Raw genomic sequence first — 22,432 nt, forward strand, 5'->3', positions numbered from 1 at the left:
GGAAAGGCGGTTATTCTACCAGCCCTGGTCAATTTCTGGCCAATGGTGACAGGGGGTACTTCCGCGAGCCTTGGAGTCCGTAGCTGGCGACGGAAAAACCGACACGCAGAAACACCAAGGCCCGCATCAGCGGGCCTTGATACTCGACGTCTTGCGACGCGATAGGTCTGTCTGATCGGCGATCAGATGACTTCGATGTTCGAAGCCTGCAGGCCTTTTTTACCCTGGACTACATCGAAGGAGACCTGCTGGCCGTCCTGAAGGGACTTGAAGCCGTCTGCCTTGATTTCGGAGAAGTGGGCAAAGAGGTCATCGCCACCATCGGTCGGGGTGATGAAGCCGAAGCCTTTTGCGTCGTTGAACCACTTAACTGTGCCAGTAGACATATTCTGTTTCCTTTCGCGCTGTGTGCGCTTGTTACAAATTACCGGGTGATGCCCCGAGTGCTAGTGGGTCAAACAAGGGGATATAACCAGACAACCGAAAGGATTCGACTACTACTGACAATATGCATCTTGCTTACCAACTGCCGATACAATGCCACGTATAGCGGCGGGCGTCAATGCCTTGTGTGGCGTCTCGTCCATCCCGATATGTCGAATGGGGAAGACTTCGCCGTATGTGGCATCCCTCGTCCATACTGGCGGACACCCATCCTCGAAAGGAGCAGAACATGAGCGGCGAACTCACCGAACAACAGATGGAACTGCTGACCCGCGTAATGCAGCACGGCGGGGTGCTGGCCTCGCCCTTTGGCCACCCGGGTGAAGACAGCCTGCTGGAGCAGGTATTGGAGGATATCGACGACCTCGAGGCCAGGGGGCTGATCAGCGTCGATTGGACAAGGGGTAGCGACGAGCCGGAGCGCATTACCCTGACGCCGGCGGGTTATGAGGCCCTGGACATCACTTGAGCATGCGGCTCGGGGCCTTGGCACGCATGTGGGACACGTGCTCGCGTGCTTGGGGCTATCCCGAAGAAGAGAGACAGGCAGCTTGACTTCCATCAGCATGGGTCAAGGCGCGATATGACAGGTTGTATAAAGAGGGCAGTGTCCTTTCGGTATTGACGATTTTGACAGGAGGCAACGTCATGACAGAACGGAAGCAGCAGCTGGAAGCGTTGCGCGACGAGCTGATCGAGCGGTTTGAGCGCTACAAGGCGCACAAGGAGCAGCGTGGTGGCCCGTTGGACAAGGACATTGAGGATCAGTCCATCGAGCTGCAGAACGATGAGGTGATCGAGGCCCTTCAGCAGGAGGCAGAGGATGAGCTTCGTCAGGTCATGCATGCGCTCAAGCGTGTCGACGACGGCGAGGGCGATCTCTGCGAAGCGTGCGGTGAGGCCATCGATACTCGCCGACTGGAGGCGGTGCCCTATACCACGGTCTGTCGCGACTGTGCTGAGCTGGGCTGAGCGGGCGCCGCATGGCCGGGAATGATGGTAGTCTGGCCTCTCATCGACTGGGCAGGAGGCGTGCATGACGGTGTGGTATCGAGCAATGGGGGTGGGTCTGCTGCTGGTGTGGCTGTCCGGCTGCGGCGGCAGTGAGGAGGAGGCGGGCTCCGAGCCTGCCGAGTCTACCACCACGGCCGAGACCCGCGAGCCGTCTCCGGAACCCTCCCCCGAAGCACCCGAGGTGCCACCCTTCGACCAGCCGGTGATGATCGATCTCTCGTCCAGCCTTGGCACCGATCGGCGCCTGACGGTGAAGGGTGAGACCAATCTGCCCGAGGCGACCCGCTTGCAGGTCCTGGTGGAACGCGAGCTCAGCGGGATGCGTTGGCGCGAGCGCGTATCGGTGGAGGAGGGCGGCTTCATGGCTGGCCCCTTCGGGCCCGGCAGCGGGCTACCGGATGGGGGTTATCGCGTTATGGTCGATGTGCAAGAGGGCAGCGTGCAGCCTCCAACGGTGCGCGATCGGCTGGGCGAGCAGAACGAGCACCTTAGCGGGCCCCTGGTGCAGGAGTCAGGTCATGGCCTGGGGCAAGTGGCCAGATACAGCCAGCGTTTCCTGGTGGGCAACGATGCGCGCCGCACCGCCGATAAAGTGGAGGTGCTGAAGGTGGAGTGACGCCTCAAAGCGGCTGGAGACGCCAGTGGGCTACCAGCTTGCCGACCAGGCGGCAGGCCGGAGACCAGGGCATGGCCTCGTCGCTATTTTTGCGGTGGAACACCAGCTCTCCGGTATTGGCCTGGTCGACCCGGCGGATGGCTAGGGTGCCGTCGTCGTCGATTAGGTAGAGCCCCGGCTGGCGGAAAATTTCGCTGGGGGCGATGGCGACCAGGTCTCCCTCGGCGAGGAAGTCGAAGTGTTCTCCCGGCGCGGGGGTGACCAGATGGCAGTCGCCGTCCCAGCGTTGGCCAGGTACCAGCTCGATCGGCAAATCGATACCCTTCTGCCTGCCATCGTGCCAGGGCAGCGGCGGGTGGCTATGCAGGAAGAGGGGTGTGGCCTGGGTGCCCGTCTCCTCGAGCAGGCGCGACAGCGGGCAATTCAGGGCCTGGGCCAACGCTACCAGCCTCTCGTGGCCAATCTGCCTGATGGCACCGGATTCCCAGTAGGAAATGGTTACATCGGAGACACCGACCCTGCGTGCCAGGGCCGCCTTGTTGAGCTTGGCCTCTAGCCGAAGTTCCTTGATTCGTGGGCCGAGGGAATCCATCTAAGCATCCTGTGGGTCATTGAGTCGGATGATCATCTGTGATCGATTTTCATGGTGCAAGGGCCGGTATCAACGATAATTCTGCCTAGATTTCTTCGAGGGGGCGTGTGTCGCCAAGGCTCACCACTCCACGGATTCACCGGCCCAGTCGAGAAAGATCCCGCTCTGTTCGGGGCCGCAGTCTTCCAGAACCGTCAGCAGCTGTTCGGCAACGAATGCGGCGGTGAATAGCTTGTCCGCCGGCACCCGCGCCTGGAAGGGGCGCGAGAGTTCGGTATCGGTGGTGCCGGGATGCAGGCAGGCGATGCTGGCCTGGGGATTGAGGCGGCGTAGCTCAACGGCTGCGGTCTTCATTAGCATGTTGTGGGCGGCCTTGCTGGCTCGGTAGGCGTACCAGCCGCCCATCCGGTTGTCGCCGATGGAGCCGACCCGCGCCGAGAGGCTCGCTATCAGTGCCGGATGGCGCCCCTTGAGGTTGGGCTGCAGGGCCTTGAGCAGCAGCGCTGGCGTGATCGCATTGACGTGGTAGAGCCGGCTCATGGCCTCGGCGTCCAGGTCATCGAACTTCTTCTCCGGGCCGATGCCGAACCGCTCGTCGTGCAGCATGCCGATGGCGTTGAACACCAGGTGGAGCGGGGTGGCATCGAGTGCCTCTTCCAGGGCCGCGAGGCCATTCGGCTCGGTGACGTCCAGGGTGAGAGATTCGAAGCGAGGGTCCGAGTGAGAGCGGCCGGACCGGCTGACGCCGATCACGCGACTGGGGCGGTCGCTATCCAGCAGGGCATCGATGACGGCGCTGCCGATGCCGCCATTCGCAGCGGTGACCAGGGCCGTGAAGTCGTCGGGGAGTCGCGAGAGCATGTGAGGCCTCGTGCAGGGAATTCGGGCTCTAGCATGGACCATTAAGCGGGGTAATGATTCCCGCCACGGCTGCCCGGTGTCGACCAGGTGCGTATAATGCCGTTCATTCGCCCTCCCGGCAGGGCACGCCCCACACCACCGACAGGACCAAGGACGACATGACCGTACGAACTCGTATCGCGCCGTCACCCACCGGCGATCCCCATGTGGGCACCGCCTATATCGCCCTGTTCAACCTCTGTTTTGCACGTCAGCATGGTGGCCAGTTCATCCTGCGCATCGAGGACACCGACCGGGTGCGCTCGACCGCCGAATCCGAGCAGATGATCCTCGACTCGCTGCGCTGGCTGGGCCTGGAGTGGGACGAGGGCCCCGATGTGGGAGGACCCCATGGCCCTTATCGCCAGAGTGAGCGCGGCGACATCTATGGAGAATATGCTCGGCAGCTGATCGAGGCTGGCCATGCCTTCAAGTGCTACCGCACCAGTGAGGAGCTCGACGAGTTGCGCGAGGCGCGCAAGGCTGCCGGCATGCACCTGGCCCTCAAGCCTTCCGACCTCGCCCTGCCTGCCGAGGAGCAGGGGCGCCGCGAGAAGGAGGGCTGGCCTTTCGTGGTGCGCATGAAGGTTCCCGCCACCGGCAGCTGCGTGATCGATGACATGCTGCGAGGCGTGATCGAGGTCGACTGGGCCCAGGTGGATGCCCAGATCCTGCTCAAGTCCGATGGCATGCCGACCTATCATCTGGCCAACGTGGTGGATGACCATCTGATGGGCATCACTCACGTGCTGCGTGGCGAGGAGTGGATCAACTCGGCGCCCAAGCACCAGCTGCTCTATGAGTACCTCGGCTGGGAGATGCCTCAGCTCTGCCACATGCCACTGCTGCGCAACCCCGACAAGTCCAAGCTTTCCAAGCGCAAGAACCCCACCTCAATCAACTACTACCGGCGCATGGGCTATCTGCCCCAGGCGGTGATCAACTACCTGGGACGCATGGGCTGGTCGATGCCCGACGAGCGCGAGAAGTTCAGCCTCGACGAGATGATGAGCCACTTCGATGTCCAGCGCGTGTCGCTCGGCGGGCCGGTATTCGACCTGGAGAAGCTGACCTGGCTCAACGGTGTCTACATCCGTGAGGAGCTCGACGACAAGGCCTTCCTCAAGGCGCTAATGGAGTGGGCCTTCAACGAGGAGTACGTCAGTCGAATCCTGCCTCAGGTGCGTCCCCGGGTGGAAACGCTCTCCCAGGTGGTGCCCCTGGCCGGTCATTTCTTCTCGGGGCTACCGGCCATCGATGAGGAGAGTTTCGACGAGGTCAAGCTTTCCCGCGAGGAACTGCTCAAGCTGCTGCAGTTCCTGGTGTGGCGCTTCGAGGGCGTCCCGGCCTGGCACAAGGAGACGCTACTGGAAGAGGTCAAGACGCTGTCTGGCCATTTCGATTTGAAGATGAAGGCCTTCCTGGCCCCGGTGTTCATCGCCATCACTGGCTCCAGCTCGAGCACCTCGGTGATGGATGCCATGGCGATCCTGGGCTCCGACATGACGCGGGCGCGCCTGCGCCATGCCATCGAGGTGCTTGGCGGCGTCTCCAAGAAGCAGGCCAAGCGTTTCGAAAAAGAGTATCGAGATCTCTCGTGATTTCCTGTTGACGAAGGCGGGGCTAATCAGTAACCTGCGCCCCGTCTTCGAGAGATTGGGGCCTTAGCTCAGCTGGGAGAGCGCGACACTGGCAGTGTCGAGGTCAGCGGTTCGATCCCGCTAGGCTCCACCAACATCTCACATAGAGGATATTGCGTCCCATTCGTCTAGTGGTCCAGGACACCGCCCTTTCACGGCGGTAACAGGGGTTCGAACCCCCTATGGGACGCCACCTTTCCCTGCATTACTCCTCTCATTTCTTCTGATCAGCCGGCCATTTCGCTTGCCTGGCGTTTCGTCGTGTCCAGGCGGCCTGCTGCTTCGGACTGCCATTTTGGTCGATATTGGCTTGACATCTCCCTTGACTTGTCCACTTTCACGCTTCCTTAGGGTCGACCTGTGCATAGTGCTGCCCAAAACCCGCATGGTTACCGGCTTTCTGTTTTAACTCTTTTATTTCAATGACTTGCAATAGGTTAAAAATTGATCAATCTAAGCCGGTTCCGCTGTTCATGGCGATTACGCGACCTTTTCGAGAGGTTTTGAACAGGTTTATCCACAGATTGTGTGGAAAACGGTCGGCGCCGTTGGCGCATGCCTCTCTGTCATGAAGTCAAGCCGAATGAGTGAAGATTCTGGTCCTCTGGTATTAGTAACCTGCTTCTGGATCGCTGGCTGTAGGCACCATAAGCGACAGCGCTCTGCAGGATGCGTCCACGGCTTATCCCGCCTTGCTCAAGGGCCGAGGTCGTGCAAGGAGCTCTACGCGCTTAAGCACCCCTTGACGTCTGTCGTGGCCCCACAAACACGAAGGGCCGCCCTCTCGGGCGGCCCTTCTGGTGGTGCGGCGTGAGTGCTGCTGTGGACGCTCAGGTGGTCGGGTAGTCGCGCTGGGCATGGCCGGTGTATAGCTGACGCGGACGACCGATCTTGTATGGCTCGCTGATCATCTCGTGCCAGTGGGAGATCCAGCCGATGGTCCGCGACACGGCGAAGATCACCGTGAACATGTTCTTCGGGATGCCCATGGCCTTGAGAATGATGCCGGAGTAGAAGTCGACGTTCGGGTAGAGCTTGCGCTCGATGAAGTAGTCGTCCTCCAGAGCGATCTGCTCCAGGCGCTTGGCGATCTTCAGCTGCGGGTCGTCGGCCAGGCCCAGCTCGGCCAGCACCTCGTCGCAGGTCTCCTTCATTACCTTGGCGCGTGGATCGAAGTTGCGGTAGACGCGGTGGCCGAAGCCCATCAGCTTGAAGGGGTCGTCCTTGTCCTTGGCCTTGTCGATGAAGCGCTGGATGTTCTCTTCGGATTCGTCGCCGATCTCGTCGAGCATGTTCAGCACTGCCTCGTTGGCGCCGCCGTGGGCCGGGCCCCAGAGAGCTGCGATGCCGGCGCTGATGCAGGCAAATGGGTTGGCGCCGGTGGAGCCTGCCAGGCGTACCGTGGAGGTGGAGGCGTTCTGCTCGTGGTCCGCGTGCAACATGAAGATGCGGTCCATGGCCTTGGCATAGACCGGGTTGATCTCGTACTTCTCGCACGGGTTGCTGAACATCATGTAGAGGAAGTTCTCTGCATAGCTCAGGTCATTGCGCGGATAGTTGAACGGCTGGCCGATGTTGTACTTGTAGGACATCGCGGCGATGGTCGGCATCTTGGCGATCAGGCGGATGGCGCTGATCTCCCGATCCTCTTGCACGTTGATGTTGAGATGATCGTGGTAGAAAGCCGCCAGGCCACCGACGACGCCACAGAGGATCGACATCGGGTGAGCGTCGCGGCGAAAGCCCTTGAAGAAGTTGTTGATCTGGTCGTGGACCATGGTGTGGTTGGTGATGCGCGCCTTGAATGCCTCATACTGAGTATCATCCGGTAGGTCGCCGAACATCAGCAGGTAGCAAAGCTCGACGAAGTCGGATTCCTTCGCCAGCTGGTCGATCGGGTAGCCGCGATGCAACAGCACCCCCTTGCCGCCGTCGATATAGGTGATCGCCGATTGGCATGAGGAGGTTGCCATGAAACCAGGGTCGTAGGTGAAGAGGCCTTCGGCACCGAGGCCGCGTACGTCGATGACGTCGGGGCCCAGGGTGCCAGAGTAGATCGGTAGGTCGATCGGATTCTCCAGACCGTCTACCGTCAATGTCGCTTTCCTGTCAGCCATACTGGCCTCCTCTAGAGTCATGGTGGGACGATTAAGTTGTCTGTCCGCTGATGGTGCCGGCGAAAAGGTTCGCCCACTATAGAAGTGTGTCAGCGATTGTCAATTCCACCATTGCGTGCCTATCATTGTACTGTAGCGTGTTAAGTGTATAGTTTCTGTAAAGAAAATGGTGCTTTGCACCATAGCGGGGCGGCGAGGCTCGGGTCAACGCCGGTGGATCTCTTGATAGGCGCCGTCAGCGCCGAGAAATCGGCCTTCCACCATGGTCGAGTACGCTCCGCGTCCATTTGTCATGGCAGGGGTATGTCCCTATAATATTAGCGCGCGACTGGCAGGAACCGGTGGTCGTGTCCAACTCGGCCACGATCGAGTCCCTTCCCGAAACCACCGCCCGCTCGGGCCTTGTCCGACAACCGAACAGCGGGCCAAGAGAGTGTGTAGAGCCGTGAATAGCAAACGACCCGTAAATCTGGATCTGTCCACGATACAGTTTCCTCTCCCCGCCCTGACGTCGATCGCTCATCGCATCTCCGGCGTCATCCTCTTCATTGGCCTGATCTTCGCCTTCTGGGCGCTCGATACGTCGCTCTCTTCACCAGCCGGTTTTGCGGCCGTGAGCGACGCCCTGGCCCACAACTTCCTGGCCAAGCTGGTCGCCTGGGGGCTGCTGTCCGCCCTGGCCTTCCACTTCGTGGCCGGCATCAAGCACCTGCTGATGGACATGGATATCGGCGTGACCCTCGAGGGGGGCGTCAAGAAGGCACAGATCACCGTGGTGGTGAGCGTGGTCCTGATCATTCTGGCTGGAGTCTGGGTATGGTAACCAATATCACGAATCTCGGGCGCAGCGGTCTCTCCGACTGGCTACTTCAGCGCGTTTCGGCCGTCGTCCTGGCGCTCTACACCCTCTTCATCGTCGGTTTCTTGCTGTTTAGCCCTGGCCTGGACTACGCGGCCTGGAGCGGTCTCTTTTCCCAGACCTGGATGCGCATCTTCTCGCTGCTGGCCTTCTTGTCGCTGGCCGCCCACGCCTGGATTGGGCTGTGGACCGTGACCACCGACTACCTCAAGTCGACCGGCGTGCGCCTCGCCGTCCAGCTCATCATCATCCTGGCCATCTTCGTGTTCCTGGTCTGGGGCATCACCGTTCTGTGGGGAGCCTGATTCATGTCCACCATGCGTAGCCTGTCTTTTGACGCCATCATCATCGGCGGGGGCGGTGCCGGCCTGCGGGCCGCACTCGAGCTGGCCAAGTCCGGCAAGAAGACCGCGGTGCTGTCCAAGGTCTTTCCAACCCGCTCGCATACTGTCTCCGCCCAGGGTGGTATCACCTGTGCCATCGCTTCTGCGGATCCTGACGACGACTGGCGCTGGCACATGTACGACACCGTCAAGGGCGGTGACTACATCGCCGACCAGGACGCCTCCGAGTACATGTGTTCCGAGGGCCCCAAGGCGGTGTTCGAGCTCGAGCACATGGGCCTGCCGTTTTCCCGTTTCGATAACGGACGCATCTACCAGCGTCCATTCGGTGGCCAGTCCAAGGACTTCGGCAAGGGCGGTCAGGCGGCACGTACCTGTGCGGCCGCCGACCGGACCGGCCACGCTCTGCTGCACACGCTTTATCAGAACAACTTGAAGAACAACACCACCTTCCTTAATGAGTGGTACGCCGTCGATCTGGTCAAGAACGCCAACGGTGACGTGGTGGGCTGCATCGCCATGGACATCGAGAGCGGCGAAGTGGTGCACGTGAAGTCCAAGGCCACCGTCATGGCCACCGGCGGGGCGGGGCGTATCTTTGCCTCCACCACCAATGCCCTGATCAACACGGGTGATGGCATCGGCATGGCGCTGCGTGCCGGCTTCCCGATGCAGGACATGGAAATGTGGCAGTTCCACCCGACCGGCATCTACGGCGCCGGCACCCTGGTGACCGAGGGCTGCCGCGGCGAGGGCGGCTACCTGGTCAACAAGGACGGCGAGCGCTTCATGGAACGTTACGCGCCCAACGCCAAGGATCTTGCCGGTCGTGACGTTGTGGCGCGCTCCATGGTCATGGAGATCCTCGAGGGCCGCGGCTGCGGCGAGAAGGGCGACCACGTCTTCCTCAAGCTGGATCACTTGGGTGAGGATGTCCTTGGCAAGCGCCTGCCCGGCATCGTCGAGCTCTCCAAGACTTTTGCCCATGTGGACCCGGCCAAGGAGCCGATCCCGGTCGTCCCGACCTGTCACTACATGATGGGCGGGATCCCGACCAACGTGCACGGCCAGGCGATCATGCAGGACGCCGATGGTAACGATCAGATCGTGGGTGGCCTGTTCGCCTGCGGCGAGGCGGCCTGCGTGTCGGTCCACGGCGCCAACCGCCTGGGCGGCAACTCGCTGCTCGACCTGGTGGTGTTCGGCCGCGCGGCCGGCATGTTCATCGAAGGCGCGCTCAACGAGGGTATCGAGTACCTCGACGCCTCCGAGTCCGATATTGCGTCCGCCATGAAGCGCATCACGCGCTGGAACGAGTCCGACAGCGGCGAGACCGTGCCCGATCTCAAGCGCGACCTGCAGGACATCATGCAGACCTCCTTCGGCGTGTTCCGCGAAGAGAAGAACATGCAGGAGGGCGTAAAGCGCCTCGAGGCACTGCGCGAGCGCATCGCCAACGCCTACCTGCCGGACAAGTCCAATACCTTCAACACCGCGCGTGTCGAGGCACTGGAGCTGGATAACCTGATGGAAGTGGCCGAGGCCACCGCCATTGCCGCCCTGGAACGCAAGGAGAGCCGTGGTGCCCACTCTCGCTATGACTTCCCGGACCGCGACGACGTCAACTGGCTGAAGCACTCGCTCTACTTCCCGGCCGAGAAGCGACTGGGCAAGCGCGATGTGAACTTCGCACCCAAGATCGTCGACATGTTCGAGCCGAAAGTCCGCACCTACTGATTCAGCCAATACGAGGGGAGTCACGATGTCCAAGCTTCAGGTATCTCTATACCGCTACAACCCGGAAACCGACTCCGCGCCCTACATGCAGGAGTTTCAGGTCGATACCCAGGGTCGCGACCTGATGGTGCTCGACGTCCTGCACCTGGCCAAGGAGCAGGACAATGGCCTGGCCTATCGGCGCAGCTGCCGCGAGGGTGTGTGCGGTTCCGACGGTATGAACATGAACGGCAAGAACGGCCTGGCCTGCATCACTCCGCTATCCGAAGTGGTGAAGGGCAACAAGCTGACTCTGCGGCCGCTGCCGGGCCTGCCGGTCATTCGCGACCTCGTGGTCGACATGGGGCTGTTCTACCAGCAGTACGAGCGCATTCAGCCGTACCTGCAGAACGATGAGCCGGCGCCGGCCATCGAGCGCCTGCAGTCACCGGAAGAGCGCGACAAGCTTGATGGCCTCTACGAGTGCATCCTGTGTGCCTGCTGTTCCACTGCCTGCCCATCGTTCTGGTGGAACCCGGACAAGTTCGTCGGCCCGGCCGGCCTGCTGCAGTCCTACCGGTTCCTGGCGGATTCCCGTGACACGGCGACTCGTGACCGCCTGACAGATCTCGAGGACCCGTTCTCCGTATTCCGCTGCCGCGGGATCATGAACTGCGTCGCGGTCTGCCCCAAGGGACTCAACCCGACGCGGGCGATCGGCAAGATCCGTGAGATGCTGCTGGCAGATGCCACTTAAATCGTGGCGTCCAGCTTGTTATCATGTCTATCGCTCTTGGGCTGCGACAAGAAGTCGCAGCCGAGGCCGGTGCGGAGCATGATGAGTGGAGCCGGTGCCCTGGGTACCGGCTCTTGACCATGGAATTCATGATGCCCTCGCTCCGGCAGGGCACCAGCGATGTCGATGCGGGCGTGTCGACGCCGATACCACCCCATCAGTGCAGGGTGACCAAGAGATGCAACAAGGCATAATGGAGTTGATGTGGCGCTCCTCCCACGTGAGTGGCGGCAATGCCCACTATGTGGAAGCGCTCTACGAACAGTACCTCGATGATCCCTCCGCCGTTCCCGACGAATGGCGCCAGTATTTTGACCAGTTGCCGCGACCCGAGGGTGGGGCCAGGCACGATGTTCCGCTTGAACCGATCCGCGAGCAGTTCTATCAGTTGGGCCGCCAACGGCGCACCGCCCAGGCCACTGCAGCCAGTGACGAGAATAAGAAGCAGGTCAAGGTTCTCCAGCTGATCAACGCGTATCGCTTCCGCGGCCATCAGAAGGCCGACATCGACCCGCTTGGCCTGCGCAACCCTAAACCCATTCCCGATCTCGACCTCTCCTTCCACCAGCTCTCGAAGGCCGACCTGGATACCGAGTTCCAGACCGGCTCCTTCTTCCTGGGTGTGGACAAGGCACCGCTCAAGGTAATCGTCAACGCCCTGGAGCAGACCTACTGCCGCTCCATCGGCTGCGAGATCATGCATATCGTCGACACCGAGGAGAAACGCTGGCTTCAGCAGCGTTTCGAATCGGTATGTTCGGCGCCCAATTTCAGCCCCGAGGTGCGCAAGCATGTGCTGGAGCGTCTGACCGCCGCCGAGGGGCTGGAGAGCTACCTGGCTTCCAAGTATCCGGGGACCAAGCGCTTCGGCCTCGAGGGCGGCGAAGCCTTTATCCCTATGATGGATGAGCTGATCCAGCGTGCCGGTGGCTATGGCACCAAGGAAGTGGTGATCGGCATGGCCCACCGCGGGCGTCTTAACCTGCTGGTCAATATTCTTGGCAAGAATCCCTCGGAACTGATTGACGAGTTCGACGGCAAGAAGGTCATCGAGCGCGGCTCGGGTGACGTCAAGTACCACCAGGGTTTCAGTTCCAACGTCATGACGCCGGGCGGGGAGGTGCACCTGGCAATGTCGTTCAACCCTTCCCATCTGGAGATTGTTGCGCCGGTGGTCGAGGGGTCGGTGCGGGCCCGCCAGGACCGCCGCGACGACCCGATCGGCAACAAGGTGCTGCCGATCAACGTCCATGGTGACGCCGCTTTCGCCGGACAGGGCGTGGTCATGGAGACCTTCCAGATGTCCCAGACTCGTGCCTACAAGACCGGGGGCACGGTGCACATCGTCATCAACAACCAGGTGGGCTTTACCACCTCGCATCCTCAGGACTCGCGCTCCACCGAGTACTGCACCGATATCGCCAAGATGGTCCAGGCGCCCATCTTTCACGTCAACGGCGACGATCCGGATGCTGTGCTGCACGTTACCCAGGTCGCTATCGACTATCGTCATCAGTTCAATCGTGACGTGGTCATCGACCTGGTCTGCTACCGCCGCCGTGGCCATAACGAGGCCGATGAGCCCTCCGGCACTCAGCCGATGATGTACAGCAAGATCAAGGATCATCCCTCCTCGCGGGCACTCTACATCAAGCGGCTGGTCGGCGAGGGGCTGCTCACCGATGACGACACCAAGGCCATGATGGAAAAGTACCGGGATGACCTGATGGCCGGTAATCACGTGGCCAACGCCCTGGTGCAGAAGCCCAACAAGTCGCTGTTCGTCGACTGGACCCCCTATCTGGGCCATGAGTGGACCGGCCATGCCGATACCACCGTCGACATGAAGCTGCTTCAGCGTCTTGCCGGGAAGATGTGCGAGGTCCCCGATGGGGTCGAGGTGCAGCGCCAGGTGGCCAAGATCTACGATGATCGTCGCAAGATGCAGGCCGGTGGCCTGGCCGCCAATTGGGGCTTCGCCGAGACCCTGGCCTACGCCACGCTTCTCAACGAGGGCCACCCGGTACGCATCACCGGTCAGGATGTCGGCCGTGGCACCTTCTCTCACCGCCATGCAGTAGTGCACAACCAGAAGGACGGCAAGGCCTACGTGCCGCTTCAGCACATGGCTGACGGCCAGCCGCGCTTCACCATCCACGACTCCTTCCTCTCGGAAGAAGCGGTGCTGGCTTTCGAATACGGCTACTCGACGACTGCTCCCAATGATCTGGTGGTATGGGAGGCCCAGTTCGGTGACTTCTTCAACGGCGCGCAGGTAGTGGTCGACCAGTTCATCTCCTCTGGCGAGACCAAGTGGGAGCGCCTGTGTGGACTGGTCATGCTGTTGCCCCACGGCTACGAAGGGCAGGGCCCCGAGCACTCCTCGGCGCGTCTCGAGCGTTTCCTGCAGATGTGTGCCGAGCACAACATGCAGGTTTGCGTGCCGACGACCCCGGCACAGATTTTCCATCTGCTGCGTCGTCAGGTGATCCGCCCGCTGAGAAAGCCACTGGTGGTGATGACGCCCAAGAGCCTGCTGCGCCACAAGTCAGCGATCTCAAGCCTCGAGGAACTGGCCAATGGCCGCTTCCAGATGGTGCTGCCCGATCAAGGCAAGCTCGAGGCCGGGAAGGTCGAACGCATCATCCTCTGCGCCGGCAAGGTCTACTACGACTTGGCCAACTGGCGCGAGGAGAACGCCCGCGAAGACACGGCGATCCTGCGCATGGAGCAGCTCTATCCCTTCCCCAAGGAGGAGCTGTTCGAGGCTATCGAGGACTACACCAACGTCACCGATGTGGTGTGGTGCCAGGAGGAGCCGCTCAACCAGGGCGCCTGGTATTCGAGTCAGCACCACATGCGGGCCGTGGCCGACATGCTGCGTGACGGCCTGGGCGGCAAACTCAAGTTTGCCGGTCGTCCGGCTTCCGCGGCACCCGCGGCGGGCTACATGTCCGTGCACGTCGAACAGCAGCGCCAGCTGGTGGAAGACGCCTTCAATCTTTGAGGCGCCCACCGGAACGAGAGAGAACAGAAAAGGGAAACGACATGGCTACCGATATCAAGGCACCCACCTTTCCGGAATCCGTTGCCGAGGGCAGCGTGGCGGCCTGGCACAAGAAGCCCGGCGACAGCGTCGAGCGTGACGAGCTGATCGTCGAGATCGAGACCGACAAGGTGGTGCTCGAGGTCGTGGCTCCTGAGGCCGGCACTCTCAACGAGGTGCTGGTGGAAGAGGGCGACACCGTGGAGTCCGAGCAGGTGCTGGGCAAGATCGGCGAGGGCAAGGCCAAGGGCTCCGACGAGCAGGACGCCAAAAAATCCGCCGCCAAGGCCGAGAAGGAGAGCGGCGCCAAGGCTGAGAAGGCAGACGCCGCCGAGACCAAGCCGGCGGCCGGCGGCAAGAGCCATGAGGTCAAGGCCCCGACCTTCCCCGAGTCGATCCAGGAAGGCACCGTGGCCAGCTGGAACAAGCAGGTCGGCGACGCCGTGAAGCGCGATGAGGTGCTGGCCGAGATCGAGACCGACAAGGTCGTGCTCGAGGTTGTAGCTCCCGCGGACGGCGCGCTCTCCGAGATCAAGGCCGAGGAAGGTAGCCAGGTGACCTCCGAGCAGGTGCTGGCGATCTTTACCGAGGGCGCCGGCGGTGATGCTGCCCCGGCGGTCGGTGAGGGCAAGCCTGCGGCTTCCGCCGATGATGGCGAAAGCGATGAGAAGGTGGGCGACAAGATCCTTGCCCCGGCGGCGCGCAAGCTGGTCGCCGAGCATGACCTCGACGTCAACGCCATCGAGGGCACTGGCAAGGGGGGGCGCATCCTCAAGGAGGACGTGCTGCGGGCAGCGAAGGAAGGCTCCGCGAAGAAGTCGGCCAAGCCGTCTGGCGGCGCCAAGGCCGCCGCGGCCCCCGCTCCGGCCGTGGAGGGCGAGCGCCCGGAGAAGCGCGTGCCGATGAGCCGGCTGCGCCAGACCATCGCCAAACGGCTGGTGCAGGCTCAGCAGACCGCCGCCATGCTCACCACCTACAATGAGGTCGACATGGGTGCGGTGATGGACCTACGTACCCAGTACAAGGACACCTTCCTCAAGTCCCACGACGTCAAGCTCGGCTTCATGGGCTTCTTCGTCAAGGCGGCCTCCGAGGCCCTCAAGCGTTTCCCGGACGTCAATGCCTCTATCGACGGTACCGACATCGTCTACCACGGTTACCAGGACATCGGCGTCGCCGTCTCCACCAACCGCGGCCTGGTGGTTCCGGTGCTGCGTGATACCGACAGCATGAAAATCGCCGATGTCGAGAAGAGCATCGTCGACTTCGGCAAGCGGGCCCGTGACGGCAAGCTTGGCATCGACGAGATGCAGGGCGGTACTTTCACCATCACCAACGGCGGTATCTTCGGCTCGCTGATGTCCACGCCGATCATCAACCCGCCGCAGACTGCCATCCTGGGCATGCACAAGATCCAGGAGCGCCCCATGGCGGTGAACGGGAAGGTCGAGATCCGTCCGATGATGTACCTGGCGGTTTCCTACGACCACCGCATGATCGATGGCAAGGATGCGGTTCAGTTCCTGGTAACCATCAAGGAACTGCTCGAGGATCCGGCGCGCCTGCTGCTGGATATCTGAGCCACGGGACCCACTTCGCTCTTCAGCGACAAGTAACGAAGGAGCCAACATGGCTGACAAGTTTGATGTGATCGTGATCGGTGCGGGCCCTGGGGGCTACGTTTCCGCTATTCGTGCCGCCCAGATGGGGTTGAATGCCGCTGTCGTCGAGAAATGGATCAGCAAGGATGGCAAGCCCGTCTTCGGTGGTACCTGCCTGAACGTGGGCTGTATTCCGTCCAAGGCGTTGCTCGAGGCCTCGCACAAGTTCGTCGAGGCCAAGCACGACTTCGACGACATTGGCATCCAGGCGGGCGACGTCAGCATGGACGTCAAGAAGATGATGGCCCGCAAGGAAAAGATCGTGAACAACTTGACCGGCGGTGTTGCCGGCCTGTTGAAGGCTAATGGCGTCACGGCTATCCAGGGCACCGGCAAGGTGGTCTCCTCCAAGCAGGTCGAGGTGACCGACCAGGACGGCAAGGCGTCCACCTATGAGACCGACAACATCGTCGTCGCGGCTGGCTCCGTGCCGGTCGAGATCCCGCCGACGCCGCTGAAGGAAGGCATGGTGGTCGATTCCACCGGTGCCCTGGAATTCCAGGAGACGCCCAAGCGTCTGGGCGTGATCGGTGCCGGCATCATCGGTCTCGAGCTCGGCAGTGTGTGGAGCCGCCTGGGTAGTGAGGTCACCGTCCTCGAGGCCATGGACGACTTCCTGCCGATGGTCGATGGCGCTATCGCCAAGGAGACCCAGAAACTGCTCAAGAAGCAGGGCCTGGACATCAGGCTGGGAGCTAGGGTCACCGGCTCCGAGGTCAAGGGCGAGGAGGTGGTCGTCAAGTACACCGACGCCAAGGGCGAACAGGAGATGACCTTCGACAAGCTGATCGTCTGCGTCGGTCGCAAGCCCTATACCACGGGCGTGATTGCCGAAGGCGTGGGCGTCGAGACCGACGAGCGCGGCTTCATTCATGTCGACGACCAGTGCCGCACCAGCGTGCCGAGCGTCTATGCCATCGGCGACTGTGTGCGCGGTCCGATGCTGGCCCACAAGGCCTCGGAAGAGGGTGTGATGGTCGCCGACATCATCGCCGGCCACAAGGCCGAGATGAACTACGACGCCATTCCCAACGTCATCTATACCTTCCCGGAAGTGGCCTGGGTCGGCATGACCGAGCAGGAGGCCAAGTCCAAGGGTATCGAGGTCAAGACGGGCACCTTCCCGTTCGCCGCAAGCGGCCGCGCCATGGCCAACAACGCTACCGAAGGCCAGGCCAAGATCATCGCCGACGCCGAGACCGACCGCGTGCTGGGCATGCATATCGTCGGTCAGCATGCCGGCGAGATGATCGCCCAGGGCGTGATCGCCCTGGAGTTCGGCTCCAGCGCCGAGGACCTGGCCCTGACCTGCTACGCTCACCCGACCATGTCGGAAGCGGTGCACGAGGCCGCTCTTGCAGTGGAAGGCCATGCCATCCACATGGCCAATCGCAAGAAGAAAAAGTAAGGACAAGAAGCGCCACCTGTAGGTGGTGCATCGCTTCCGGCCAAGTATCGGAGGCGAACGGTGGTGACACGGCAACCGCTACCCAGTGGTCGCGCGCCGGGTCACCGTTCGAGTCACATGCAACCAATGGCATGAATCGATGAACCTTCACGAATATCAGAGCAAGCAGCTGTTTGCCGACTATGGCCTGCCGGTCTCCAAGGGCTTCGCCGTCGACACTCCCGAAGAGGCGGCGGAAGCCTGCAAGAAGATCGGTGGCGACAAGTGGGTGGTCAAGGCCCAGGTCCACGCCGGTGGGCGCGGCAAGGCCGGTGGCGTCAAGCTGATCAAGAGCCCGGAGGAGGCCCAGGCCTTCGCCGAGTCCTGGCTGGGCAAGAACCTGGTGACCTTCCAGACCGACGAGAAGGGTCAGCCGGTCACCAAGATTCTGGTCGAGACCTGCAGCGACATCGCCAATGAGCTGTACCTTGGCGCGGTGGTCGATCGCGGCACCCGTCGTGTGGTCTTCATGGCCTCCACCGAAGGTGGTGTGGAGATCGAGAAGGTCGCCGAGGAGACGCCTGAGAAGATCCTCAAGGCCGAGATCGACCCCCTGGTCGGCGCGCAGCCCTACCAGGCGCGCGAGCTGGCGTTCGCCCTGGGTCTCTCTGGCAACCAGGTCAAGCAGTTCACCAAGATCTTCCTGGGTCTGTCCAAGCTCTTCCATGACAAGGACCTGGCGCTGCTCGAGATCAACCCCCTGGTGATCACCGACGAAGGCAATCTCCATTGCCTCGACGCCAAGATCAATCTGGACGGCAACGCTCTCCATCGCCATCCGGACCTGCAGGCGATGCGCGACCCGTCCCAGGAAGACGAGCGCGAATCCGAGGCGGCTGCCTGGGAGCTCAACTACGTGGCCCTGGAAGGCAACATCGGCTGCATGGTCAACGGCGCCGGGCTGGCGATGGGCACCATGGACATCATCAAGCTCAACGGCGGTCAGCCGGCCAACTTCCTCGATGTGGGCGGTGGTGCCACCAAGGAGCGCGTGGCCGAGGCCTTCAAGCTCATCCTTTCCGACGATTCCGTGAAGGCCGTGCTGGTCAACATCTTTGGCGGCATCGTGCGTTGCGACATGATCGCCGAGGGCATCATCGGTGCCGTCGAGCAGGTCGGTGTCAACGTGCCTGTGGTGGTGCGTCTGGAAGGTAACAACGCCGAGCTGGGTGCCGAGAAGCTGGCGTCCAGCGGTCTGAACATCATCGCTGCTACCAGCCTGACCGACGCGGCTCAGCAGGTTGTCAAGGCAGCGGAGGGCAAGTAATGAGCATCCTGATCGACAAGAACACCAAGGTCATCTGCCAGGGCTTCACCGGCGGCCAGGGGACCTTCCACTCCGAGCAGGCGATCGCCTACGGCACCCAGATGGTCGGCGGCGTGACACCGGGCAAGGGCGGCCAGGAGCACCTGGGCCTGCCGGTGTTCAACACCGTCAAGGAGGCAGTGGAGAAGACCGGTGCCGAGGCCAGCGTCATCTACGTGCCGGCGGCGTTTTGCAAGGACTCCATCCTCGAGGCGGCCAATGGCGGTATCAAGCTGATCGTGTGCATCACCGAGGGCATCCCGACGCTGGACATGCTCGACGTCAAGGTGAAGTGTGACGAGCTGGGCGTCCGGCTGATCGGCCCCAACTGCCCTGGCGTGATCACCCCCGGCGAAACCAAGATCGGCATCATGCCGGGTCACATCCACAAGCCGGGCAAGGTTGGTATCGTGTCGCGTTCCGGCACCCTGACCTATGAAGCCGTCAAGCAGACCACCGACCACGGCTTCGGCCAGTCCACCTGCGTGGGCATCGGCGGTGATCCGATCCCCGGCTCCAACTTCATCGACATCCTCGAGCAGTTCGAGAAGGACCCGGCGACCGAGGCGATCGTGATGATCGGCGAGATCGGCGGCACCGCCGAGGAAGAGGCCGCGGCCTACATCAAGGCCAACGTCTCCAAGCCGGTGGTTTCCTACATCGCCGGCGTTACTGCGCCTCCCGGTAAGCGCATGGGCCACGCCGGGGCGATCATCGCCGGCGGCAAGGGCACTGCGGACGAGAAGTTCGCTGCCCTGGAAGCCGCCGGGGTGAAGACCGTGCGTTCTTTGGCCGAGATCGGCGATGCCCTCAAGGCAGCGACCGGCTGGTAAGCGAAACGCTTACAGCGGGCTAGCCACGATGGAGCGGGCACCTTCGGGTGCCCGTATCTGCTCCACCCGTTGCATCACGCCATCCTGCTTTCCGTAAATTTCAGCAGTTCGTTCGTGAAGCCGTCCTTTCGTAAGCTCAGAGCGCGCCGGCAGTGCCGGCGGGCTGCTTGGCTATCCTGTGCCAGCAGCGCGGCAATCGCCTGCCGGCGATGATGCTCTGCCGCCGCCTCGATGCGCAGCAGTTCGCCAAGTGCCATGCCACAGCGGCGGCAGTCGGCTCCGTCGCGGTAGCGGGCATTGCAATTAGGGCATCGGTCCATCAGCTCTCCAGATAGAAGATCAGGTCCGAGAGGTCTTCCATCGCCTGCGCCAGTGCTTTTTCGTCCTGCTGCTGCATGGCGTCACGAATGGCTTCGATACCGTCGACGAGATCTTCGGCGTCCTCCGACAAGGCCTCTTCCATCAGCCGTTCGGCCTTGTCGATCAGGGCGTTGGCTTGGACATGCGTGCGCCGCTCGGTGTCTTCGGCGGACGATAGCGTCTCGCCTTCGATCAGTGCGCCAAGGCGCTGGCGTGCCTCACCCAGCTCCTCCTGGGCGAAGCGTGAGGTGGCGTTATCGATGGTGATACGCTTCTCGAGCCCGGTACTCTTCTCCTGCGCGGTGACCTCAAGAATCCCGTTAAGGTCCAGCGCGAAGGTCGTCACGATGATATTGCCGGCCGGGACGTCGCTAAGCCCTTCCACGCGAAACTCACCGATCTTGATGTTATCGAGGGCATCCGGCGCTTCGCCCTGATAGACGTTGACCTCGATGGCGGTCTGGCCGTCCATCACGGTGGCGAAGGCCTCGCTTTTCGTCACGGGGATCGGCGAGTTTTTGCGGATCAGTGGCACATAGGTATAGGGATACATCACGCCATCCAGTTGATCCAGCGCACTGGTGCCGAAGGTGTAAGGGGTAATGTCCACCAGGATGCGCGCGGCTGGCATGCCGGCCAAGGTGGCGGCCTGGGTGGCGGCCCCGCTGGCCACGCAGAGATCGGGGTCGAGGTCGCTGCGCGGCGTACGGCGCAGGGTGTCCGCGAGTCGTCGCTGGACCAAGGGCGTGCGTGTCGCGCCGCCTACCAGCAGGACCTCGTCCATATCGGAGACCGTCAGGTCGGCCCCTTCCAGGGCGATATGCACGGCGTCCAGGGTCTCCTCGATCAGTGGCGAAATCAGGGCGTCGTAGTCGTCACGGGAGAGCTCCAGCGAGAGGTGAACCGGTTGGCCGTCTCGTTCGCACAGGTACTCCTCTTCGATACGCGCGTAAGGCGCATCGCTCAGAGTAATCTTGGCGGCTTCGGCCGCTCGGGACAGGCGCGCCATCGCGGCACCATCGTCGTTGATGTCGAAGCCGTGCTCGTCGCGGATCCGCTCGACCAGTTGGCGCAGGATCAGCGCATCGAAATCATCTCCGCCGAGGTGGTTATTGCCGTGGCTGGCTAATACCTGATTGACGTCATCGGCCAGGCGCACGACCGAGACGTCGAACGTCCCCCCGCCAAGGTCATAGACCAGTACATTACGTGCCTGACTCTCCGAGGACTCATAGGCCAGCACGGCGGCCGTGGGCTCATTGATGATCCGCTGGATATCCAGCCCCGCCAGCAGGCCGGCATCGCGGGTAGCCTGGCGCTGGGCATCGGAGAAGTAGGCGGGAACGGTGATCACGGCTTGATCGACCGTAGTCCCCAGGGATTGCTCGGCGGCGCTCTTGAGGCGCTTGAGGATCAGAGCCGAGATCTCCTGCGGCGTATAGTCCTGCTTGCCCAGAGGAATCTTGATATCTTCGCCCATGCGCCGCTTGATCGAGCGAATCGTGGCTTCGGGCCTCAGCGCATACTGGTTGCGAGCCGCCTGACCTACCAGTAGATCGCCGCTGTCGGACAGACCGACCACGGAAGGCAACAGGCGGCTGTCGTCGATCTCGAGCACCCGGACGATGCCATCCACGACCACCGCGACTTCGGAGTTGGTGGTTCCTAGATCGATGCCAATTGCGACGTTTTCCACTTACCTCTCCTCGGAGTGTTTGTTGACGACCACCTCGGCCGAGCGCAGTAATCGGGTGTCGTGCCAATAGCCGCTGCGCCGCTCACCGAGCACGATGCCATCCGGCTGCTGCGGTTCTCGCGCTACATCGACCGCCTGCATGGTGTGCGGATCGAAGGGTTGGCCAAGGGTCTCGATGGGATGTACCGACTGGCGCTTGAGCAGGGTATCCAGGCGCCCCAGGTTCATCTTCATCCCTTGGGCCATGCCGTCGATGAATCGCTGGCTGCCATCGCGGCGGGCCAGCCAGCCAGGGCGGTGATCATGTGCTTGCCGATAGCCGGCGTGCATACGGTCACGCAACTCGAGCATCTCGACCAGCAGGTCGCGCTGCTCCGCCGCCTCCTGGGCCTGCTGTTGCTCTGCCTGGCGATCGAGCTGTGCCTGTAAACGCTGTTTCTCCCCTTCCAGGGCGTCGAAGAGCTCCCGAAACTGGTCGAGGGCCGCCTTGACCTGCCGTGACTCCAGCTTGACCTCATTCTTGAGCGCTTCAAGCGCCGTGAAGAGCGAGAACAGGTCGGGCGCCTCGGCGGCGGCGTCGGGTTGTGTCGCGCCATCGGCTTCTCGCGACTCGACGCTGTCGAGGTAGTCGCGAAAGCGCGACAGCAGGTGTTCCTGTGTTGTGCTATCCATCACGCGAAGTCCTGCGTGTCAGCAAGAGGCCGGCCCGGCAGGGCCGACGCAGAGGGGGAAAGGCTCGTCATTGTTAGGGCTCTCCGTTCAGCAGGTCGTGCCACTGTCGGAGCGAGGGGCGTCCAGGCCGCTCCCGCGGTGCGGCGCGCTCGAGAATATCGTCCAGCGCCGGCGGGTCAGTGTCGAACAGCTCGTGGGCCAGGCGTTGCCGCCGCGTGGCGATGCGGCCATAGGCCGTTTGAATGGCCTGGAACATGTTCGCATCCCGCTCCGGCGGAAAGCGTCTGAGCGCCTGGCGGTAGGCGGCGGCGATGGTGGCGTCGTCGGCTTGGTCGTCGACGCCCAGCAATAGATAGGGGTCTCTCATGAGCGC

General features: G+C 62.3%; 21 protein-coding genes and 2 tRNA genes. 15 read left to right on the plus strand and 8 right to left on the minus strand.

Features of this window, described 5'->3' with window-relative positions; genetic code table 11:
• Positions 1 to 182: 182 nt before the first annotated feature.
• A complete protein-coding gene (locus U5L98_RS05950) occupies positions 183 to 386 on the minus strand; it encodes a cold-shock protein (RefSeq protein WP_089714596.1) in 204 nt (67 codons plus the stop codon).
• 287 nt (positions 387 to 673) lie between these two features.
• On the opposite strand from U5L98_RS05950, the gene U5L98_RS05955 reads away from it, so the two are divergent.
• The 3 genes from U5L98_RS05955 (at position 674) to U5L98_RS05965 (ending at position 2,074) form a co-directional block, all read left to right on the plus strand.
• Positions 674 to 913, plus strand: coding sequence for a hypothetical protein (locus U5L98_RS05955; RefSeq protein ID WP_322557422.1), 240 nt, complete (start codon positions 674 to 676; stop codon positions 911 to 913).
• Positions 914 to 1,092: 179 nt separating this feature from the next.
• Positions 1,093 to 1,416 carry a TraR/DksA family transcriptional regulator gene (locus tag U5L98_RS05960; RefSeq protein WP_322557423.1) on the plus strand — a complete coding sequence of 108 codons (324 nt, stop codon included), beginning with the start codon at positions 1,093 to 1,095 and terminating at the stop codon, positions 1,414 to 1,416.
• 64 nt (positions 1,417 to 1,480) lie between these two features.
• A complete protein-coding gene (locus U5L98_RS05965) occupies positions 1,481 to 2,074 on the plus strand; it encodes a hypothetical protein (protein WP_322557424.1) in 594 nt (197 codons plus the stop codon).
• Between the two features lie 4 nt (positions 2,075 to 2,078).
• On the opposite strand, the gene U5L98_RS05970 is transcribed toward U5L98_RS05965, so the two are convergent.
• Together U5L98_RS05970 and U5L98_RS05975 are read right to left on the minus strand one after the other, a co-directional pair.
• Complete coding sequence (locus U5L98_RS05970; RefSeq protein ID WP_322557425.1) at positions 2,079 to 2,666, minus strand: helix-turn-helix transcriptional regulator; 588 nt, start codon at positions 2,664 to 2,666, stop codon at positions 2,079 to 2,081.
• 120 nt (positions 2,667 to 2,786) lie between these two features.
• Positions 2,787 to 3,527: an SDR family NAD(P)-dependent oxidoreductase gene (locus U5L98_RS05975; RefSeq protein WP_322557426.1), complete on the minus strand. Its 741-nt coding sequence runs from the start codon at positions 3,525 to 3,527 to the stop codon at positions 2,787 to 2,789.
• A 158-nt stretch (positions 3,528 to 3,685) separates the two neighbouring features.
• On the opposite strand from U5L98_RS05975, the gene gltX reads away from it, so the two are divergent.
• The 3 genes from gltX (at position 3,686) to U5L98_RS05990 (ending at position 5,399) form a co-directional block, all read left to right on the plus strand.
• Entirely contained in the window at positions 3,686 to 5,167 is a 1,482-nt protein-coding gene (gltX, locus tag U5L98_RS05980) for a glutamate--tRNA ligase (protein WP_322557427.1), read from the plus strand.
• A 57-nt stretch (positions 5,168 to 5,224) separates the two neighbouring features.
• Positions 5,225 to 5,300 (plus strand) — tRNA-Ala (locus tag U5L98_RS05985).
• Between the two features lie 23 nt (positions 5,301 to 5,323).
• A tRNA-Glu gene (locus tag U5L98_RS05990) sits at positions 5,324 to 5,399 on the plus strand.
• Between the two features lie 637 nt (positions 5,400 to 6,036).
• Here the strand turns inward: U5L98_RS05990 and gltA are convergent.
• Positions 6,037 to 7,323: a citrate synthase gene (gene gltA / locus U5L98_RS05995; protein ID WP_322557428.1), complete on the minus strand. Its 1,287-nt coding sequence runs from the start codon at positions 7,321 to 7,323 to the stop codon at positions 6,037 to 6,039.
• A 445-nt stretch (positions 7,324 to 7,768) separates the two neighbouring features.
• Here gltA and sdhC point away from each other — a divergent pair, with 445 nt between their 5' ends.
• The 9 genes from sdhC to sucD all read left to right on the plus strand — a co-directional run bounded on the left by sdhC (position 7,769) and on the right by sucD (position 19,331).
• Positions 7,769 to 8,146, plus strand: coding sequence for a succinate dehydrogenase, cytochrome b556 subunit (gene sdhC / locus U5L98_RS06000; RefSeq protein ID WP_322557429.1), 378 nt, complete (start codon positions 7,769 to 7,771; stop codon positions 8,144 to 8,146).
• A complete protein-coding gene (sdhD, locus tag U5L98_RS06005; RefSeq protein ID WP_322557430.1) occupies positions 8,140 to 8,487 on the plus strand; it encodes a succinate dehydrogenase, hydrophobic membrane anchor protein in 348 nt (115 codons plus the stop codon). Before sdhC ends, sdhD begins: the two co-directional genes overlap by 7 nt.
• A 3-nt stretch (positions 8,488 to 8,490) precedes the next feature.
• Positions 8,491 to 10,263 carry a succinate dehydrogenase flavoprotein subunit gene (gene sdhA, locus U5L98_RS06010; RefSeq protein ID WP_322557431.1) on the plus strand — a complete coding sequence of 591 codons (1,773 nt, stop codon included), beginning with the start codon at positions 8,491 to 8,493 and terminating at the stop codon, positions 10,261 to 10,263.
• Positions 10,264 to 10,288: 25 nt separating this feature from the next.
• Positions 10,289 to 10,999 carry a succinate dehydrogenase iron-sulfur subunit gene (locus U5L98_RS06015; RefSeq protein WP_322557432.1) on the plus strand — a complete coding sequence of 237 codons (711 nt, stop codon included), beginning with the start codon at positions 10,289 to 10,291 and terminating at the stop codon, positions 10,997 to 10,999.
• 217 nt (positions 11,000 to 11,216) lie between these two features.
• Entirely contained in the window at positions 11,217 to 14,045 is a 2,829-nt protein-coding gene (locus tag U5L98_RS06020) for a 2-oxoglutarate dehydrogenase E1 component (RefSeq protein WP_322557433.1), read from the plus strand.
• Positions 14,046 to 14,086: 41 nt separating this feature from the next.
• Positions 14,087 to 15,664 carry a 2-oxoglutarate dehydrogenase complex dihydrolipoyllysine-residue succinyltransferase gene (odhB, locus tag U5L98_RS06025; RefSeq protein ID WP_322557434.1) on the plus strand — a complete coding sequence of 526 codons (1,578 nt, stop codon included), beginning with the start codon at positions 14,087 to 14,089 and terminating at the stop codon, positions 15,662 to 15,664.
• Between the two features lie 49 nt (positions 15,665 to 15,713).
• The gene (lpdA, locus tag U5L98_RS06030) at positions 15,714 to 17,153 is read left to right on the plus strand and encodes a dihydrolipoyl dehydrogenase (protein WP_322557435.1); all 1,440 of its coding nucleotides are present in this window, start codon (positions 15,714 to 15,716) and stop codon (positions 17,151 to 17,153) included.
• 139 nt (positions 17,154 to 17,292) lie between these two features.
• Complete coding sequence (sucC, locus tag U5L98_RS06035) at positions 17,293 to 18,459, plus strand: ADP-forming succinate--CoA ligase subunit beta (RefSeq protein WP_322557436.1); 1,167 nt, start codon at positions 17,293 to 17,295, stop codon at positions 18,457 to 18,459.
• Positions 18,459 to 19,331, plus strand: a complete 873-nt coding sequence (gene sucD, locus U5L98_RS06040; protein WP_322557437.1) for a succinate--CoA ligase subunit alpha — start codon at positions 18,459 to 18,461, stop codon at positions 19,329 to 19,331. The genes sucC and sucD overlap by 1 nt, the downstream gene beginning before the upstream one ends.
• A 74-nt stretch (positions 19,332 to 19,405) precedes the next feature.
• On the opposite strand, the gene U5L98_RS06045 is transcribed toward sucD, so the two are convergent.
• From U5L98_RS06045 to U5L98_RS06060, 4 genes are all read right to left on the minus strand, one after another.
• A complete protein-coding gene (locus U5L98_RS06045; protein WP_322557438.1) occupies positions 19,406 to 19,651 on the minus strand; it encodes a hypothetical protein in 246 nt (81 codons plus the stop codon).
• A complete protein-coding gene (locus U5L98_RS06050) occupies positions 19,651 to 21,387 on the minus strand; it encodes an Hsp70 family protein (RefSeq protein WP_322557439.1) in 1,737 nt (578 codons plus the stop codon). Before U5L98_RS06050 ends, U5L98_RS06045 begins: the two co-directional genes overlap by 1 nt.
• Entirely contained in the window at positions 21,388 to 22,059 is a 672-nt protein-coding gene (locus U5L98_RS06055) for a nucleotide exchange factor GrpE (protein ID WP_322557440.1), read from the minus strand.
• 73 nt (positions 22,060 to 22,132) lie between these two features.
• On the minus strand, positions 22,133 to 22,426 hold the full coding sequence (locus U5L98_RS06060) for a J domain-containing protein (RefSeq protein WP_322557441.1): 294 nt from the start codon (positions 22,424 to 22,426) through the stop codon (positions 22,133 to 22,135).
• Positions 22,427 to 22,432 lie beyond the last annotated feature (6 nt).

Origin of the sequence: Halomonas sp. (assembly GCF_034520545.1) — a bacterium.
Classification (GTDB): domain Bacteria; phylum Pseudomonadota; class Gammaproteobacteria; order Pseudomonadales; family Halomonadaceae; genus Halomonas.